Here is a 20,967-nt window from a genome sequence, read left to right on the forward strand (position 1 = left end):
CCCTTAAACAAATTTTTTTACAAAAATTCTCAGTTTTCCTTTTTTACTCTCCCCATTTTGTTTTTCAAAAATATATTTACCATTTTTTCTTATAGTTATAATATCTCCCTCTTTTATCTCAGCACTCTTATCTCTTACTTGAACATAGTTTATACTCACATCCCCATTATTGATGAGGTCAAGTCCTTTAGTTCTGGATAAATTAGCAACTGCAGATACCATATTATCAAGTCTTAAGGAGCTTACTGTTTCATTTATCTCTTCAAATTTTGACTGAGGAATACTGCTTCTGTCAATCTCTTCTATCTCTACAGGATTTCTTCCTACTACATCAAGTTTTTCTTTAATAACAGCATATATCTCCTCTCCAGCTATACCGTAACAGGAGTCCTCTTCCACAATCAAATCACCCATAAGTTCTCTTTTAATTCCCAGTCCCATAATACTTCCAAGATAATCCTTATGTTCCAATGCTTTAAATTTTGATTTGTTAGTTATTTTAAAATATCTCACTGAAAATTCTAAAATATCTTTATACTCTTCAGGATATATCCCAATCATATTTTTTTCACAATTTTCATTTAGGCCACACAATGCAAATCTGATATTTCCAATACTCATATCACTTACCTTTTTACAAAGCTGTGGTGGAAAAAAATACTTTGTATATACTGGATAGTCTATATTCTCGCATAACTCAATATCATCACAGAGAGAAGCTATTAAAAACTCATCAATCTCTGAAAACATATTCTGAAATTTTTTCCTGTCCAAAGTCTACCTCCAATATATAGTAATATATCTTATATTATACATTGAAATGGATTAAATTTCATCAACTTTTATTTTATTTTCATTTCTTAGTACCCCTTTTTTCACACTGATATTGAAAAAAACGTATTTTTATGTTAAAATTCTGTAATATAACAAACGTTAAGGAGATGGATTTTATATGGTAAAAAGAAAATATATTGCTCCAAATGCAATTACAGCAGCGAACATGTTTTTAGGATATTTGAGTATCACTGCATCTATAAAAGGGGAATTTATTCAAGCTATATGGTTTATAATTTTAGCTATGGTATGTGATGGTTTAGATGGTAAAACTGCAAGAAAACTTGATGCTTTCAGTGAATTTGGTAAAGAGTTTGACTCTTTCTCTGACGCTGTATCTTTTGGACTTGCACCTAGTTTCTTAGTTTATACTACACTTTCTGCAATTAACCCAACAAACTCTTTCATACTGCCAGTTTCATTTATATATGCACTATGTGGGGTAATGAGACTTGTTAAATTTAATATTGTTACAGTAGCATCTAATGAAAAAGATGACTTCAGCGGTATGCCTATTCCAAATGCAGCAGCTATGGTATGTTCATACTTACTTGCTTCTCACTATCTACAAAAAAACTTCGGTATTGATATGTTTAATGTAGAGATATTTATGGCAATCACTGTTATTGCAGCTGTGCTAATGGTAAGTACTATTAAATTTAAAACTCCAGACAGAGCATTCTCATTTATACCTAAAAAACTTGGTGGAGTATTCATAATAGTAATAATTGCTACACTTAAATACAGTTTATTTGTTGTTTCATTCTTCTATGTATTACTAAACCTATCTCACTTTGTTACAAAGGTATTTGAAGGAAATCGTGATGATAACGATAAAGAACTTATTGATGTAATTGAAGAAGTAACAGATGAGGAAGAAGAAGAGAAAAAATAGGATATTAACTTTTTATTCTTATAAGGATGGCAACTGCCATCCTTTTTTTACTAATGGAATGGTGATTTTTTGGATTTTAAACTGAATTTGAAACAGGAACAGAAACTTATTCTTACCCAGGAGATGCAGACATCTATAAATATATTACAGATGTCTATGACAGATTTAAAAAAATATATTGAAAATGAAACTAAGTCAAATCCTGCTGTAGAGGTAGTCTATAAAAGTGGAAATCTCAAAAACAGAGATGAAGAGGAGAGTAATCCTCTTGATATATTAAGTGATGAGGAGACTCTAACTGATGTTTTAGAAGAGCAACTGAGGTATCTATCTCTTGATGATATTACAAAAGAGGTATGTATCTTTATAATCAACAATCTGGATCACAGAGGATATCTGGGACTTCCTAAAGAGGAGATAATAAAATTCTTTGATATCTCTTCTATACAGCTTAAAAATGCTTTTAACATCATCTATACTCTTGACCCTAAAGGTGTAGGAGCAGAAAATTTAAAAGATTGTCTTAAGATACAGCTAAGAGATAAGAACTATGAGGATAGTACAATTTATAAAATAATTGATTATTATCTTGAGGATTTAGCACTTCAAAAATTTGATTCTATAGGAGAGGAACTTGGGATAGCTGGAGAAAAAGTCAAATCATATCTCTACGATATCCAGAAACTCAATCCAATACCTGCCAGAGGTTACTATACAGGTTCAAATTCAAATTTTGTCATACCAGACGCAACTATATATACTGAAAATGGAAAACTCCAGTTTAGTATAAATGAGGACCTCATGCCAAAGGTATATGTAAATACCTCATATAAAGCTGATACTCCTCAGGGAAAAAGATATTTAGAGCGTATTTCATATATAAGTAAAAGTATAGAAAGACGACGTGATACACTTAATAGACTTCTTGAAAATCTGATTTTAAAGCAGGAAGATTTCTTTTTTAAAGGTAAAAAGTTTTTAAAAACTCTTACAATGAAAGAGGTAGCTCATGATCTTGAGCTCCATGAATCAACTATTTCCAGAGCTGTAAATGATAAGTATCTGGATACTCCTCAGGGAATAATATCTATGAAATCTCTATTTATACTTGATGCCAATGTAAACAGAATAAAAGATAAGATAGAGGAGATAATAGAAAATGAAAATAGAAAATATCCATTTTCAGATACTCAGATTGCACAGCTTCTTGAAAAAGCAGGTTTTACAATAGCTAGAAGAACAGTTGCAAAATATCGTGAAGAAATTGGCTATGATTCAAGTAGAAAACGCAAAAAATGACCTTTGACACCTCTATTTTTTTATATTAAGATAAACTATAAATGTTTTGTATCAAACTATATAAATATATCAAAAGGAGTTGCTATGTTTAAAAAATTATTGCTTGTATCTTTTTTTATTTTCAGCACTGTTTTTGCTTATGGACAAAGTGTTGAAAAATATCAAAAAACTAATGAAGTGGAGATACAGAAATCTATTTCAGATCTTAATAAACAAAATAAAAGTATCGCTGTTATTGCTGCTGATATTTTCTCAGCAGATGCTTTTTTACAGGCTATGCCTAATGCTAAAAAAGGAAAAGTAAATGAACTATTTTTATTACTTCCAGATGCTAAATTATTTAAAAATAATATTGCAGCTGTAAGTACAAAAGTAAAAAATGTTTATGTAATATTCAGTAATAGTCCACTTACAGAGAAATATCTTGAAAATAGAAGTTATCCTGAATACTTAAATATTGGAGCGATAGAACCTATAGACAACGTAAAAATCTACACTTTACCAATTGATAGAGGATTGGAAAGTCATATTGTAAAGGATTCTATGAATAAAAATGTTCTGGATACTGACCTATATAAATTGGTAGAAAAATCTGGACTATATATAATTCAGGAATAATATAAGAATAAATAAAAATAAAGCTGATAGGAATAAATCCTGTCAGCTTTTTATTTTTTTGTATAATAAGGAAAAAAAGATGCCGGCATAAAATACCGACATCCCTTTTGGTATGTGAATTCTTAATAGAGTCTAACTCTATTTAAGATCAAATCTCCATGATGCTCCAACTGAGTACATAGAAGAACTATGTGATCCTGGAGTAAGTGATACTTTAGCATTGATACGTAAGTCCTGTGTAGGTGCTGCCTGAACTCCAACTGCCACTGCCTGAGTACCTTCATATCCTCCAACTGCCACTGCCTGAGTACCTTCATATCCTCCAACTGCTGCTCCAACTGTAGCCTGATTTACTCCAATTTCCATGAAGTTTATACCTGCCATAGCTGCTGCATTTGCAAGTCCTTTATTAACTTTAGTTTCAAGTTTTGAGATTCTTTGACTGTTTTGTTGGATAGCTCCTTGCACTCCTTCTCTGAATTGTGCATTTTCAGCTCTCAAGTTGTCAATTGTCTTGTTCAATGTTCCACCATTTACAAGTTTTCCTTCGTCTTCTTTTGCTACGTGTCCACTTTCATCCAGTTCTGCTGTCTTAACTCCTGTGATTTCACCATTTTTAATAACAACAGTTCCAACTTTAAGTTCATTTGTTTCAAATTTATCTGTTGTAAGTTTTTCAGTTACAATCTCTTTTGTTGTTACCTTGTCAGCTTCTACCTCTTTAGCTTCAACCTTGTTTGCAACTTTTATATTGTCCACTTTCAAGTCTTTAGCTAAATTGATATCAACTGTATGTTCTGATGTTCCAGAAGTTCCTGATGTTCCACCTGTTGTTGAACCTCCTGATGTTGGAGTTACTGGTTTACCGTCAAGAACTATGTTATTTTCACTACTTTCAAATTTCAGAGTATCTCCAAGTTTTACATGTAACTTCTTAACATGTCCATCTTTATCTTTTACATCAACAGCGAATCCTTTTCCTTGAAGTTTGTCATCAAGTTTTGTCTCAGTTACAAACTTGTCTACTTTTCCATCTTCACCCTTAATACCTATACCATCTTTTCCGTTAACTCCAAGAGTTACATCATTTGTTCCATCAGTCAATGTTACTGTATCAAATTTTGGATTCTTAAGCATTGCAACTCTTAGTACTCCACTATCAACAAAAGTAGCAAGGTTATCACTAGAGTAAGTATCTGGATCGTAAACTGCCTTTTCCTTACCTTCGATATTTAGTTTTTCTCCAAGGTTCTTATGGATTACTTCTCCATCATTTCCTTCAAAGTCAAGTCCTGCTACTGCTACTGCCTGTAAGTCTCCAACTGTTGTTACAGTATTTATATCCTTACCTTCAGCTTTCAGAAGTTTATCTTTTACTGCATTTTGAGCAAGTAGAACTTTTTCACTAGCAATTGCATCTTCTTTTGCCTTATCTAAGTCAGCTTTAGCAACATTTAATTCAGCTAATGCTTGTTGTCTAGATATTTCAGCATTTGTCAGGTTACTAGCTGCAATTTTTGCTGCTTCTTTCATACTTTCATTGTCAGGATTGTCTTTAAAGTTTTTCTCTGCTTTTGCAAATTCACTCTTAGCTAATTTTAACATTGTTTCTGCTGTTGCCAATCTTCCTGTTTTTTCTGTTACCTTCTGCTCAGCTGTTTCAATTGGTGCTTTTTGTCTTGCTTTTGCTTCCGCTAATAGACCTTGTTTTTCTTTAACTGTCTTTGTTGCTATTGATACATCATCCATCGCTACAAAATAATTATCTCTATTTTCTTTAGATGGATCCACTGTAAATTTAGCTTTTGCTATATTTAAAGCACCTTGTGCTGTACTTAAGGCATTTTCTGCATCAGTTACAGCATTTTGTGCAGCTATTACATCTGTATCATTTTTATCAAATGATTTCATAGCTTCTCTTATAATACCCTTAGTATTTCCTAATGTTGTAGCTACTTGAGTTGAACCGTCTGGATTTACTGCTGAGATATGGATATCTTTTTCATTTAGAGCAGTTCCTGTTGGATTTCCATCACTATCTATATCTCCTTTAGCATAGAAATGTCCATCATTTCCTTTTACTATACGGTTTCCAGCAGCATCTGTATAAACCATAGGTCCTGAAAGACCATCTCTTAAGCTGTTAACTTTATCTACTATTGATTTTCCATCAAGTCCGTCTGCTCCATTTGATCCTGATGTTCCACCTTGAAGATCTTTTTCAGTTATAATCTTAGTGAATCCGTCTTTTCCGTCTACTCCGTTTGTTCCATCTATTCCATTTTTAGCTATCAGATTTCCGTTATCATCAACTGTAATTACTGCTGATTTTCCATCTGTTCCATCCTTACCATTGCTCATAACAAGACCTTCAAACTTAGGTTTCTTAAGCATTTCTATTCTCAGTACTTCTCCATCATTATGAGTAATCAGGTTATCTGCTGAATATTGAGATGCTGTTTCTTTAATTTGATTTGAAGAATTTTCTGGTTTTGCATTCCATTCATTTGCTGCATCTTTCGAGATGTATTTAGCATCTGCCTTACCTTCAATGTTCAGTTTAGTTCCAAGATTTCTATGGATTACAGCTCCATCATTTCCTGCAAAGTCAAGTCCTGCAAGTGCTATTGTCTTCAGATCTCCCACTGTTGCCGCATTATTTAATCCATCTGTAGAACCTGTTAGAGTTTCAACTACCGCTTGTGCGTCCTTAACCGGATCGCTTGTCGGACTTGTAGGTTTCAATAAGCTTGCTACATTTCCTATCACTATAGGATTTGCACCATCTGGATTTACTGCTGAAATTTGGATATCTTTTGGATCCAATGCACTTCCTGTTGGTTTTCCACTTGAATCTTTAACATAGTATTTATTGTCTGTTCCTTTTACAAGCTCATTTCCATCTTTATCTGTATATACCATTATTCCTGATGTTCCATCTTTCAGATCTTGTTCTGTTACTATCTTACTGAATCCGTCTTTTCCGTCTACTCCATTTGTTCCATCTATTCCGTTTCTAACTATTATGTTTCCGTTATCATCAACTGTAATTACTGCTGATTTTCCATCTATTCCATCTGTTCCATCCTTACCATTGTTAACAACAAGTCCTTCGAAATTAGGTTTCTTAAGCATTTCTATTCTCAGTACTTCTCCATCTTTATGAGTAATCAGATTATCTGCTGAATATTGAGATTCTGTTTCTTTAATTTGATTTGAAGAATTTTCCTCTTTTGCATTCCATTCATTTGCTGCATCTTTCGAGATGTATTTAGCATCTGCCTTACCTTCAATATTTAACTTAGTTCCAAGATTTCTATGAATTACTTCTCCATCATTTCCTGCAAAATCAAGGCCTGCTACAGCTAATGTTCTTAAGTCTCCAATTGTTGCCGCTGTGTCTGTATTGTACTCATTTTTAACAAGTTTTCCTGTTACTGCCTGAGTTGCATCTACTCCACCTTCTGCAGTTCCAAGATTTTCATGTACAGTTTTCTTAGCATTTGCTATTGTATCTTTTGCATTTGCTATTACTGTTTCATCTTTTCCAGTACCTTTTGCTTCTTCTGTAGCTATTGTTTCTTCAGCTTCCTTAATAGAAGTATTAGTAATATTATCTTCTAAATCACTATCAAGTAATCCTTTTACATTTCCTATTGCTGTAGGTGTTGTTGTCTCACCGTCTGGATTTAATGTTGAGATTTTAACCTTATCATTATCTATTGGCGACTTACCTGATTTAGGTTTTCCGTTTTCATCCACGTCTGATACAGCATAGAACTTACTATCTGTCGCTTTTGCTACACGATTTCCATCTTCATCTGTATAAACTACTGGAAGATCACCTGTTCTCAATGTAGATGCAAGATCTTTTTCTGTCACTATCTTAGTAAATCCATTATCTCCATCTCTTCCGTTTGCTCCAGTTGCTCCATCCAGTCCGTCAACTCCATTTCTTCCAGTTGTTCCATTTTTAATTACTAGATTTCCATCTTTATCTACAGTGATGATTGATGTCTTACCATCTTTACCATTTGCTCCATTGATTACTAAATCTTTGAACAATGGTGACTTAAGCATTTCTATTCTCAATACTTCACCATCTGCATGTGTAATCAAATTCTCTGCTGAATACTTAGCTTTATTGCTGTTATCGTATTTAACTGTAGATATTCCTTCTATATTCAATTGAGTTCCAAGATTTCTATGGATTACCTCCCCATCATTTCCTACAAAATCAAGTCCTGCTACAGCTATTGTTCTCAAATCACCTACTGTTGCTGCTGTGTCTGCATTTAACTCATTTCCAAGAAGTTTTTCTGTCACAACTTTTGCTGCTTTTATTCCTTCAGACTTAGTAGCTAATGCATTATATATACTATTTTTTTCATCATTTAATGTTTTCTCTGCCGCAGCTACTGCTTCTTTAGCATTTTTTAAATTTTCTTCTAATTGCTGTATATCTTCTTCATTTGGTGTAGCTTTTGCATCGTCTAATGCTTTCTGTGCTTTTTCTTCTGCATCCTTCTTCTCATTTAACTGAGTTTTATAGTTTTCTATATTGTTATTTGTGATATTATCTGCAAGTCCACTATCAAGTAAACCTTTAACATTTCCTATTGTTGTAGGAGTTGTTGTCTTACCATCTGGATTTACTGTTGATATTACAACATTTTCTCTTTCTGTTCCACTTAATCCCTCTATTATATTTACTGGGTTCTGTCCTGAGTTTACCTCACCTGTTTCAGGGTTAATAGAAGTTTTATTGTAATATTTACCATCTACCTTAACTAAATCTTTTGTTTTTTCATCAATTGTTTCTTTAGCATAGTATTTTCCATCTACTTCTACAAGACGGTTTCCATCTTTATCTGTATAAACCATTGTTCCTGATGTTCCAGAATTCATATCTCTTTCAGTTATAATCTTAGTCAGTCCATCTCTTCCGTCTTTTCCTGATGTTCCATCAATTCCTTTAAGTCCATCTCTTCCATTTACTCCATCTTTAACTACAAGGTGTCCATCTTTATCAACAGTTATGATAGCTGATTTACCATCTTTTCCATTGATAACAATATCTCTGAAACTTGGAGATTTTAACATCTCTATCATGATAGTACCTTCAGTAGTCTCACGAGTTAATATATTTTCTGGAGAGAAATTTTTAACATCGTATGGTTCTGCAGGTTTTCCTTGAATTGTTAATGTTTCTCCCAATCCCTTATGAATTCCTTTAGGTGTTCCTTGATTTCCTTTAAATACCATACCTGCTTTAGCAAGTGCCTGTAAATCCATAACTGTTGCAACATTATTTAAGTCTGCTCCTGATTTAGTTTTTAAAGTATCCATTCCTTCTAATGCCTTGTCTTCAGTAACAGGCTCTGTAAATCCTAATCCACTTTTAACATTACTCAATGCTATTGCTTTAGTTGTACTTCCATCTTTATCTACTGTAGAAAGTTTTACTGGATTAACAGGTTTTAAATTTGCAAGTGTTGGAGTTCCTGTTAATTCTCCTTTTTCATTTACTGAATCTGCCATATAGTATCTACCATTATTTGCTTTCTTATATTTTGTTTTTCCCTCTGAATCTGTAGCCTCCACATCTTCACGTTTATAGAAGTTGTTGTCTATATCTCTTACAAGACGATTTCCATCTTTATCTGTATAAACAACTGTTCCTGCAAGTCCATCTCTTAAACCTTGGATTTTTTCATTGATTGTTTTTCCATTCAATCCATCTTTTCCAGATGCACCCTTATCTCCAGAAGTTCCATCACTAGTTAGACCGATATCCTCTTTAAGTTTATCCAGTTGTCCTTTGGTTACTGCTGTGTCTTTTCCTTCTCCACCTTTTAATCCAGAAAGTACCATGTTAGAGTCACCAGGAGTGCTTGTGTTAGAAAGTTTAAGTTCTCCTGCTTTCGGAGTCAATGTTATAGTCTCATTATCTCCTTTTTCAAGATTTAAAGTTTCAAATTTTGGTGATTTAAGCATTTCTATTCTAAGAGTATCTGAACCATCCGTATGTGTAATCAGATTTTCAGCTGAATATAGATGATCATTTCCATTTCTACTTCCACTTCCAACAGAACTTGTTCTATATTCAATATCGCTACCAACAATATTATATGTTCCACTTAAAGGTATAGGGCTTACCTTATCTGTATCATTACCTTTAATATTTATTCCAGCTTGAGCCAGTGCCTGTAAATCTCTTGCTGTAGCTGCTATATCAAGATCTGTTGTCTGAGTTAATAAAGATCCCACTACTTCATTTGCCTTGATATTTGTTATTGCATTAGGCTTACTATCTATATTTAAAGCACTCTTTACATTATTTAAAATAACTGGATTTGTAGTAGCTCCATCTTTGGTATTAACAGCTGATATTCTTATTGTGTCTTTCGCCACCTTATGAAGATTACCTATCTCTAACTTAGTTGCATCAGATTTTGGATTTCCGTTTTCATCTAACTCGCTATAATAGTTACCATCATTTGCTTTTGTATAACCTCTGAAATCGCTCTGCTTATAATATTCATTTCCTTCCTTAACTAGACGATTTCCATCTTTATCTGTATAGACCATTGTTCCAGCAAATCCATCTCTAATACCTTGAACTTTATCCAGAATAGATTTTCCATCAAGTCCATCTGCTCCTGCTGGTCCTGTACTTCCAGTTGATCCTGATGTTCCATCTTTTCCATTAAGTCCTAATTGAGATTTAAATTCATCAATCTCACCTTTTGTAACTGCTGAGCTTTTATCTTGTCCAGGTTTTAGTCCATTAAGAACAATATCTCCATTGTCACCAGATAATGTTAATTTGTCTGTTCCTGGTGTCAGTTTTATTTCACCTAAGTTTAAAGACTCAAATTTTGGTGATTTAAGCATTTCTATTCTTATAACTTCACCATCACTATGAGTAATCATATTTACATCTGAATATGCTACATTATTAGCATTAGAACCCTCTGTAATGTATTGTACATCTTTTCTACCTTCAATACCCAGTTGGCTTCCAAGTGGTCTTTCAATTACTTTTGTATCATTTCCTTTAAAGCTTAATCCAGCTTTAACAATTGCCTGTAAATCTCTTACTGTACTTACTCTATTAAGTTCTGTATCTTTTGTTTTTGATAATAATCCCTTAACCTGAGCATCTTTTATACTGCTTGTATTATTCATAGAATAATTATCAGTTAGGCCTAAACCACTAGCTATATTTCCAACACTTATAGGAGTTTTAGTATCATCTGTTGATTGTGGTTTTACTGCTGATATGATAATATCTGTCTGTTTCTGAGCACCTGCCATTAAAATATCCAATGTTTTTCCAGTTCCTTCATGTCCTGGTTTAACATGTCCATCCTCTATTGCAGTATCTTCATAATATTTACCATTTATCTCTGTTAAACCTTGTGTATTAGTATCAACATCTGCTTTTTTATAGTAATTATTGCTTACTTTTACAAGATGGTCTCCGTCACTATTTGTATAAACCATAGTTCCAGACATTCCATCTTCCAGTTGTTGTACTTTCCCTCCTACACTTCCATCAAGACTTCCTATCTTGTTTTCAAGTGCATTAAGTTCACCCTTTGTAACTGCTGAATCTGGAGTTTCCCCAGCTTTTAGTCCATTTAAAACAACCTTATCATTAGATGTATTTCCTTCCAGTGTAAGCGAATTAGATCCAGGTTTTAATGTAACTTTATTACTTACATCTTTTGCTAAAACTAGTGAAGAAAATTCAGGATTGTCACTTAATCCAACTTTAATAGTTCCGTCATTACCAGATTTAACATACTGAGTTTTCAGGTTCTTACCAACAAAACCTGTTTCCACATCTCCAGATTTTACAGCTAAAGTACTTCCAAGTTGTTGTGTTCCACTGTCTTTATCTCCAGCAAAACTAATACCTTTATTTATAATTTTAGTATTTAGATTAATTGCATCCAACACATTTTTTGCTACACTCTCACCAGTAAGTGCTACAAAAGTAATATCGTTACCATCACTTTTAACCCATTTCTTCTTTGAAGCATCATACTTTATATCTCCAATAAGCTTGCTTGCTTGTTCTACATTTACTGCATCATCAGGGTTAACTCCAGCCGCCAAGTTACTTATAGTTGTTTTGCCATTCTTACCTCTTAAAGTTATCTTGTTTTTATTAACATCATCATATTTAACTACGACACCATCAAGACTTGCGATTTTATCATCCATCTGTTGAGTAGTAACAACTGAAGTTGGTTGTCCATCTGGATGTTCTACTGTTATATTATCAAATGTTGGTGTATCACTCATCTTAAGTTCAACTACACCTATTTTTCCTTCGAAGTTAACCTTTTCGTGAGTGACAGGATCCTCATATTTTAAATCTGTAACTTTTCTACTTCCTGAGTGAGTACTTAAATTTTTTCCATCTCCTGCAAAAACAAGTGTCTGTCCTTGAACAATATTAGTAGCCCCTGAAATAGAGTCTATATGTAATTCTGGAACTTGCTCACCATTTACTTCTTTTGTTGTCATATGAGCTTTTCCACCAGTTACTCTCCATCCCCCTTTTAATCTTTCTATTGCATCTTTAACGTTGTTAATTTCTACATGTTTGAAATTATTATTGTCATTTAATGTAACACTAAAATGAAGTGGGTTGTCTGCTCCATTTTCTCCCATCAAAGCTCTATGAACATCAAACATTTGAGAACCATTTACTGCATCACTTGAAGTAGCTGTTATGGCTCCAGATGCCACATTAGTAATCTTAGTTTTATCTACAGAGCCACCTGCTAATTCTACAAGATTTTTATTGATTGTACTGTCTGCATTTTTCGAATACTTAACTGCAAAATCAAGTTCTTTCTCATTCTTAGTGGCTTCTTCTTTAATCTTTTTAACGTCTTCATTAACAGTTGATTCTACTTTTTTTAATTGATCTTCAGTAGCAGCACGACCACTTACAATTGGTCCATCCCAATTTGTATTTGTTAAACCTGTTATAAATTTACCTGTTGTGCTTCCATCAACAGTTATGCCTCCAACGTTGATTTTATTCTTTAATTCCAGCTTAACATTAAAATCCTCCATACCATCTTTAGTAATTTTCAGGTTATCATCTGAAGTAAATCTTACAGTTTTTCCTTGTTTTATTACCGATGGTGAACGATCTTCATTAACTGCTAATTTCCATGTGTTATCTTTTATTTCCTTAATATTAGTTTCTGATGAATCAATTCTAGTTGTAATATCGTTTTTAACTTTATTTAACTGACCAAAGTTAACTGCATCCTTTGGATCTGCTCCATCTGCCAGATTTGTTATCTTTGTTCCGTTTGTTCCACCTTCAAGATTAATTTGCTGTTTATTTTTATCGCTATATGTAACAACTGGTTTTTCTCCACTCATATCCAGTCCTGATTTTTTCAGTTGTCCTACATTTACTGCATCATTATCTGCTATTCCATCTGCCAGATTTGTAAGCACCACATTACTTATTCCTCGACTATCTGGTTTTTGCAGTCTGATTTTTACATTTTCAGAGTCTATGTAATTGTTTTTATGGGGTGCAGATCCAGTATCAACAGTATCAACTGTTGCAACAAGATTTTCATCTACATCTGTAACTTTGTAGAAATGATAGTTATCTGTATTTTTATCTTTAGCATAAACAACTGGTGTTCCATCTGCTGTTACATATGCAGTTGCTCCATATTTTCCTTTTGCCCCCTCTTCAAACACTTTAGGGATACTATTATAAGTTTCACCATTTCCCAATTTATATGAAGGCTTACCAATAGTGCTATTATCAGCTTTCATACCAAGTGCATTAATGACTGGTATTAGTTGTGAACCATTGATAGCATCAGTTGACTGAGGACTTATAGTTCCTTCACTGATATTACTTAATTTAGCCGGTGACTCAATTGTACCATTTTTATTTAACGCTGAAATCTTAACAGTGTTAAGTAGTGAAGCATCAACAGCTTTATCTGGATGTCCATGTTCATCCAACCATTTAAAACCTTCACTAGTTTTAACAACTATTTTTTCTTTGCCATCTGTGTCTGTTACTGTATATGCCATTGGAGAATTTGTTGAAAGAGCTATTACTGCTGAAGTCGTACTACCTCCCACGTCAGCAATATTTTGCTTTAGTTCCTTATACTGTTCATATGTGAGAACCTCTCCATTAGATGTTCCTGGTTTTACTCCAATTATTTTTCCATTATCATTAATCTTGATATTTCCAAATTGTGGAGTGCTTGATACATTGATTGTATAAGTTCTGCTATTCTTATCAAGATCCACTATAATATTATTATTGCCTTTAAATGTTATATCTTCTCCTAATTTTACTGGAGTATCATTTGCAGTACTTCCATTTCCATCTCTAAATGTAATTGGACTTTGTGATTTTGCATCCAAATCAGTTAATGCTTCTGATACAGTATTTTTTCCAAGATATTCACCATTTGAAGATTCTACTGTTCCTCCTGTAATATTAAGATTTAAAGCATCCAATGCTGGTTTCAGTTGTTCATATACAACAACTTCTTTATCCTGTTCTCCACCTTTAACTCCAATTATTTTTCCATTATCATTTATTTTGATACTTCCAAATTGTGGAGTATCTACCATAGAAATATGCAGCTTGTTACCAGATGTAGAACTATCTAAAGTTGTAACAACATTTTTCTCTCCTTCTACTTCAAGAGCATTTCCCAAATGAATAACCCCATGTTTAGTACCTGAGGTATCAGTTACTTTTATTGTCCATCCTTTATCAATTAAATCTTTATTTGCTTTAATATTTCCTGCATTAGTTGCTATATTCGCCTTATTAGTTGCTATATTGCCTTGATTTTTTTGAATATTATCTTTATTTTCAGCTATAGCTCCTTCATTTGTTGTAATACGATTGCCTTGAGCAATGATTTCATTTCTATTTTTTTGAATATTAGCTTTATTGTCATCTGCTTGATTTTGTGCATTCTCTGCTTTAGTGTCTGCAGCTATAGCTTTTTGATCCACTCTCCATAGCTGATCTCCATTTACTGCAGCCTTACTTCCTTCTTTTACCTCTCCTGGTGCTATATTTGCTATCTTATGTCCACCTGCATATATCATTCCAGGAATTTCATTTCCATAACCATCTTTTTCTCCAGCAGGAATATTTTTTGTGATACTTACGTTAAATGCCCCAGGATCGCCAATATATATCTCATCTGCATCAATTCTTGTAAATTTCGGATCTTTTGCATAGTTAATTGTAAGTCCATCAGCACTTTTATCAACTCTTAAATTTTTATTACCAATATTTTTTCTTTCAGTTTCTACAGAAGTCAATGCAAAATCATTTGAACTACCTAAAGTATATGTTCCACTTATACCTGTATCACCCTTATATTTAAATATTGCCTTATCTAATGATAAAACGCTATCTGCTTTGGCCATACCTTTTGTATATTCATATATATCTCCACCTGTTACAGCATCTTTAGATCCTGCTTCAATAATTCCATGACCCATATTAGTGATTTTTGCATCATGTACATTTATACCATCTGTTTCAAATGATATTGTTTGACCATTACCAGCAGCAATACTGTTTATTCCTTTAAGGTCTTTATTAAGTGTATGGTTTACTACACCATTATCCTCTGTAGTAACCAAGATATTGTCATCACCTTTAAATGTAATCCCTTTAGCTAAAGTAGTAGTTTTGTCTGATTCTTTATCAGCTTTATAGTGAAGTGCTAAATCTGATACTCCAAGTTTTTCTTTCCACTTGTCAGCATTGATATCATTTCCATCTTTATAGTCTGTTTTAGTTACATAACTATCACCAAGTTTATTTATAAGTTTTTCTTTATCCAGTGACACTGTAAACTTGTCAGCTCCATCTAAATCACTTTTCTCAACTACTATTTCATCTTTTCCCTCTACTACAGGTTTAGCAGCTGCTATTGCTTTAGATACAGCATCTCCAGAAACTACCTTAGTTTCACCAGCTTCTACTTTTCCTTTATTTAAACTTAAGCTCATTTGTCCATTAGCAACAACATTTATATCACTGTCACCTTTTATTACAAATTCAGGATCATTCTTCAAATCTTTAGTTATTTTATTAGTTCCATCTGAAAGTGTAATTTCCTTGTTTCCTAAAGAGCTTATTGCCCCAGATATAGTAGTTTGACCTGTTCCACCTATATCGTCATTTTTAACTGAAATCTCTCCATTTTCATTCAGCTCAAAAGAATCTCCCAATACATTTTTACTTGTATTTGCAAGATTACTTAACACTTTATTTGTAGCATAAAGTTGAGAACCATTAATAGCATCTGTAGAATCAGCTAAAACTCTTCCAGCTGCCACATTTGTTATTGTACGTTCCTCTCCAGGTTTTCCTAAACTTAAAACTCTTGATTCTCCATTTGTAGTTGGATCTCCAACAAAATCACCATATTTAATTTTATCAATCATAACTGAAGTAACTTTTGATACAGTTCCTGTTTCTGCTCCATTACCTAAAGCTATGCTATTTTTTTCAGTTGCTTTTGCTCCACTACCTATAGCTATGCTATTTTTTTCAGCTACATTTGCCCCACTACCTATAGCAATAGAATCGTTCATATTATTATTTATCTTAGCATCTTTTCCTATTGCAATACTGTTTAAAGAACCTGCTCCAGTTGCTGCATTATCTCCTAAAGCTATTGAACTTGCTGCATTTCCTTTAGCTCCGAATCCTATTGCAACAGCATGTTTTCCAGCTTCTCCCTCATCAGCTCCTGATGTTGCAGCAGCATATCCTAGAGCAATACTGTCTATTCCTTGTGCGCCCTGATTTAGATAGTTATTCTTTTTAGCTGCTTCTATATCTTTTGCTATATTTTTCTGAGGGTAACCATCTGCTTCTAATTTATCTGCAATAGTTCCTATATCTTTTATTATTTTAGCAAAAGCCTGAGATTTCGCTTCTCCAGTTTTAGTTTTTGCAGTAGCTATATCAGCAATTACCTCTTTAAATGGATTATCGTCACCACGAGGAATTGCAGTATCTCCCTTAAGAATATCATCCACTTTCTTTTGAAGTTCATCTACTGTTTTTTGATTAAATTTTTCATCTGCAATTTCCTGTCTAGCTTTGATATACATCAATTCTTTTTCAAGTTTTACATACTTATTATAGTTTGTAATCTTATCTATAGTTGCTTTTGCTTTTCCAGCTTCACCTTTACTTTTTTCAACAGATAGATATTGTATACCTCCACCTTCATTTAATCCGTCCATTTGAGTGTCAAAACGTTCTTCCAATGTTTTTAATTGGGCAACGTTAACAGCATCTGTATCAAGTGCTCCAGATGCTACATTTACTATACGACGCTCTCTACCTCTTGAACCAACAGAGATAACCCCTGTATTTCCAGATGTAGGTATTGATATTGCACCTTTTGATGCCCAAGGTGTTCTTTGAAGTTGCTCAAAAGTATAATCAGTTGCACTTTCAACTCCTAATGCAACAGAGTTTTCAAGAGTAGCCACTGCTCCCTTACCAAGTGCCATTGAGTTTATACCAGTTTCTTTTTCTCCTTCTCCTTCTACAACTTTTGCACCAAATCCAATTGCTGTAGCATTTTCTATATTTGTATTTTTCTGTAAATCTTCAGCCCCAATACTTGCTTCGTTCCCTAATACTACTGAAGACTTAACTCCTGCAGCTATTTTTGTGTTATTTCCTAAAGATAGGTTATTTTCACTAGTTTCAATTGTAACCATATTACCAAAACTTAAATTTGAATTTCCGTAAGCGTTTGTCTGAGTTCCTATGACAATTGAATTTGCTCCCTGTACATATGAGTTAGTACCAAATATTGCTGAGTTTTCTCCCTCTACTACTGAAGCAGAACCAATAGAAATACTTTTTTCACTATCCATTGATACAGCAATGCCATTGCATTTTTTGACATCGCTTTTGATGATAATCCAAGTGCCACAGCATTTTCTTTGTCAGCATATGAATAAGAACCAATTGCAAAAGAGTTATCAGCTAATGAAAAAGCTCCTTTACCTAAAGCAATTGAGTTATTTCCAAGTCCAACTGATGAAGTCCCAATTACAATAGCATTATTGTTATCATTAGATTTTATTATATCATAGACTCCATTTTTCTCTCCAAGTTGTGCTCCTAGTCCATTTTCAACAAACTTATCCAATTCTTCTATATATCCTGTACTTGTACCCTTATTTTCTACAATTTGATTATACTCTTCTTGGCTAATCTTATGTGAATTTTTTAACTCCTCTGCAACCTGTTGAATACTCTTATTTTCCTGTGCTGCTATAGCTGCTATTCTTATGTTCTTTGTAATATAGTCCTCTGCAGTTCCTGCATTACTCTTTATTTGGTCAAACCAACTTGACCTGGCTGCATTATTCTCATTTATTCTTTCATTTTCAGCCTCTGTAGATGTTTTAATCCAATCAGCCATTCCTTCAGTATTGTGTGTTGTTTCTAATTTAACTCCTTCTTCTTTACTGGTATCTTTTGTAATCATCTTAGTATTTGCAAAAACATTACGTCCTATTGCAATTGATCCTTTTCCCCCTGAGTATGCTTTATAACCATAACCCATACCACCTTCATTCAATACCTGAACCTCATTTCCTGTTCCTACTGAATTTGAAGCAAAAATATTTGTCTTATTACCAAGTGCAATAGACCCCTCTCCTTCAGCCCTACTTAAAGTACCTAAAGATGTTGATCCTTTTCCTAGGGCAAATGCCAATGTACCCATTGATGTTGCACCATCTCTAAAAGCTACTGATCTACTTCCCAGTGCAATTGCCCCTTTACCAGAAGAAACTGTTGGCGAATAAATTCTCTGTCCTGCTTTACTTTGATCTTCTAGACTATTTGTCACGAAACCATAATGTGCTCCATTTGGGTCGATTTGTTTATATATTTCTCCAAAATAATTATCATAGTCATGTTTAGTAATCCATTGTTTATAACTGGCATTGTCATCTGAACCTATCACAATTGAAGATGAATTCAGTGCATAAACATTGGCCCCAACAGCTACTGATTGTGAATCTGCCCATGACTGAGCACCTACTACAACTGACTGGTCTGCTCTTGCATGAGCAAGATTCCCAATAGCAATTGCCTCGGTTCCATTTCCTTCTCCCCTTGCATTTGATCCAATAAGTACCTGATTTCTAGCCCATGACTGACCCCACTGATCAGTTTTTTTCCCAAGCCCATTCGGTTCACCTGTAGATCCAGGATTCAAAGCAATCGATCCATCTACTTTTACATTTTCATCAGCCACTCCATTAGGACCAATAATTACCCATTTTGCATTTACTACTTCCGGCATCATAAAAAAAGCACCAGTAATCATAAAAGCAACTATAGTACCACTGGTTATAGTTATCTTTTTCTTCATACTGCTCTTAATCCATTTTTCTACTCTTGCTAAATAATTACTATCATTCTTCCTAATCATAATATTCTCCTGCAAATTTTCCATTAATACTTCACACACAAATACTACAATCGCTCCAAATGTTTTAACTCTTTGTTAAAAAAATTCTCCATTTTTTGTTTTATAAATTTTTTTCTAAAAATATAAATAGTGCTAGTCCCCCACTAACACTATCTATTCTGCTGACCTATCTAAGAGATTTTGAGTGATTTTTATATTTTGCATACCTAGTAATAAATACTCTTAGAAATATAAAGATGATATCGCTTCCTATATTTTTTATATATAACTAAAAAAGTTAAACTTAAATAATAACTTTTTTCTTCCATAGATATATCAACTATACCTCAACAAGTGTTAAATTATATAGTTGGTAGACACTCTTTTATATTTCCTTAACAACTCAACTATACTTTGGTATAAATAACCTTAACAAAACACAAAGTCCCATTTTTTTCTTTCCCAATATTATATAGATTATTAAGGCGCCTTATACTGTTCTGTTCTCTTAAATGTGATAGTTCAAAATAACTTTGTCAAAAATTATGTTCATTTTATATAGATTTTCTACTCAATCCCACTCTTAACTATTTTTTTGCTGATTCATCTTTATTTTCTGGAAATTCAGCTTTTAAAGCATCATTAAGTTTATACTTATTAACTAAATTATTATAGTATTCAGCTAATTTTTCATTTTGTTGTTGATTTACAATAGCATATCTGATTTGATCACGTAAATCTTTTAATTCTTTTCCACCTAATTTGTCTTTATTATCTTTATAAACTTTTTCAATCTGTTCGTCAGTTACTTTTATTCCGTTTCCAACTGTTTTTTGAAGATAATAAGCTATAGCTGCTTCATCTTTAACAAATTGTAATTCAAATTTTTCTTTTTCATCAAGTTTTGCATTTTGAATTTCTTTTAAAACAGCTTTACGAACTAATAATTGAGCTGCCACATTTGGATCTCCATTAGTAAGTTCTCTTTCTAGTTTGTCAAGTGTCACTGGTGTGTTCACACTTGTTTCTTTTTTATCTTGACATGCTGTCATCCCTAGTAATAAAACTCCTGCTGTTAATAAAACAAATTTCTTATTCATATTTTTTCTCCTCTCAAGCATTATTTTTAACTGATATTTTGTCAATTTTTTGTTACAAAAATACCACATTCATTTCTAGTAGATTTTACCACAGTTTCACATAGTTGTCAACACTATAAAAGAGTTTTAATTGTGCAATAATTGTATAATAGAATTTAAAGTATACTATTTCAGTGCATTTTAGATATATAGCAAATTTATTTCTTGACAAAAATATATTCGTATACTAGACTGTATTGAAGTATAGATTTATAAGGAGAAGGATATTATGAAGAAAATGGCAGTATTATGTCTTTTAGCAGCTTCTGTATTAAGTGGATGTATAGCAAGTGACATTCGTCCAAGATCAGCTTACAATCAGCATCTTAAAAATATCGCACTTGAGGTAGACAGAGTGGATAGAGGTGCAATACATGTAAAAATTGAAAATAATACAGACAAACCTGTAGTAGTAGACTGGGAGAAAAGTTACATCAATGGTAAGAAAATTGTAAAAGATATGACAAGGGATCTCAATAAGCCAATTCCTGATACTGAGCTTATGCCTCATTCAGATATGCACGTTACTTTGTATCAAAGAGATAATATCTATTACAGAGACCCAGTATTATATACTCCTGGAGGATATCAGACTAAGCAGATTGACTACCCTGCAGTTGTAAAAATACTAATTGACAATGTCTACAATGAAAAAGAAGTTCATTTCAACGGAAGATAA

8 protein-coding genes are annotated in these 20,967 nt (G+C 33.1%); 4 read left to right on the forward strand and 4 right to left on the reverse strand.

Annotated features, from left to right (window positions below; all coding sequences use genetic code 11):
- Positions 1-3: 3 nt before the first annotated feature.
- Positions 4-774, reverse strand: a complete 771-nt coding sequence (locus IX290_RS04990; protein WP_211492116.1) for a YlmH/Sll1252 family protein — start codon at positions 772-774, stop codon at positions 4-6.
- 178 nt (positions 775-952) lie between these two features.
- On the opposite strand from IX290_RS04990, the gene pssA reads away from it, so the two are divergent.
- From pssA to IX290_RS05005, 3 genes are all read left to right on the forward strand, one after another.
- The gene (gene pssA, locus IX290_RS04995) at positions 953-1,729 is read left to right on the forward strand and encodes a CDP-diacylglycerol--serine O-phosphatidyltransferase (RefSeq protein ID WP_211492117.1); all 777 of its coding nucleotides are present in this window, start codon (positions 953-955) and stop codon (positions 1,727-1,729) included.
- A 69-nt stretch (positions 1,730-1,798) separates the two neighbouring features.
- Complete coding sequence (gene rpoN / locus IX290_RS05000) at positions 1,799-3,028, forward strand: RNA polymerase factor sigma-54 (RefSeq protein WP_211492118.1); 1,230 nt, start codon at positions 1,799-1,801, stop codon at positions 3,026-3,028.
- An 84-nt stretch (positions 3,029-3,112) separates the two neighbouring features.
- Positions 3,113-3,646 (forward strand): hypothetical protein, encoded by a 534-nt coding sequence (locus tag IX290_RS05005; protein WP_211492119.1) that lies wholly within the window; start codon positions 3,113-3,115, stop codon positions 3,644-3,646.
- Positions 3,647-3,784: 138 nt separating this feature from the next.
- On the opposite strand, the gene IX290_RS05010 is transcribed toward IX290_RS05005, so the two are convergent.
- The 3 genes from IX290_RS05010 to IX290_RS05020 all read right to left on the reverse strand — a co-directional run bounded on the left by IX290_RS05010 (position 3,785) and on the right by IX290_RS05020 (position 20,249).
- Positions 3,785-17,596, reverse strand: a complete 13,812-nt coding sequence (locus IX290_RS05010; RefSeq protein WP_211492120.1) for a YadA-like family protein — start codon at positions 17,594-17,596, stop codon at positions 3,785-3,787.
- Positions 17,554-19,170, reverse strand: a complete 1,617-nt coding sequence (locus tag IX290_RS05015) for a hypothetical protein (RefSeq protein WP_211492121.1) — start codon at positions 19,168-19,170, stop codon at positions 17,554-17,556. Before IX290_RS05015 ends, IX290_RS05010 begins: the two co-directional genes overlap by 43 nt.
- A 566-nt stretch (positions 19,171-19,736) precedes the next feature.
- Positions 19,737-20,249: a hypothetical protein gene (locus IX290_RS05020; protein WP_211492122.1), complete on the reverse strand. Its 513-nt coding sequence runs from the start codon at positions 20,247-20,249 to the stop codon at positions 19,737-19,739.
- 268 nt (positions 20,250-20,517) lie between these two features.
- On the opposite strand from IX290_RS05020, the gene IX290_RS05025 reads away from it, so the two are divergent.
- Positions 20,518-20,967, forward strand: coding sequence for a hypothetical protein (locus IX290_RS05025; protein WP_211492123.1), 450 nt, complete (start codon positions 20,518-20,520; stop codon positions 20,965-20,967).

This window comes from Fusobacterium sp. DD2 (genome assembly GCF_018205345.1).
Taxonomy (GTDB): Bacteria; Fusobacteriota; Fusobacteriia; order Fusobacteriales; family Fusobacteriaceae; genus Fusobacterium_A.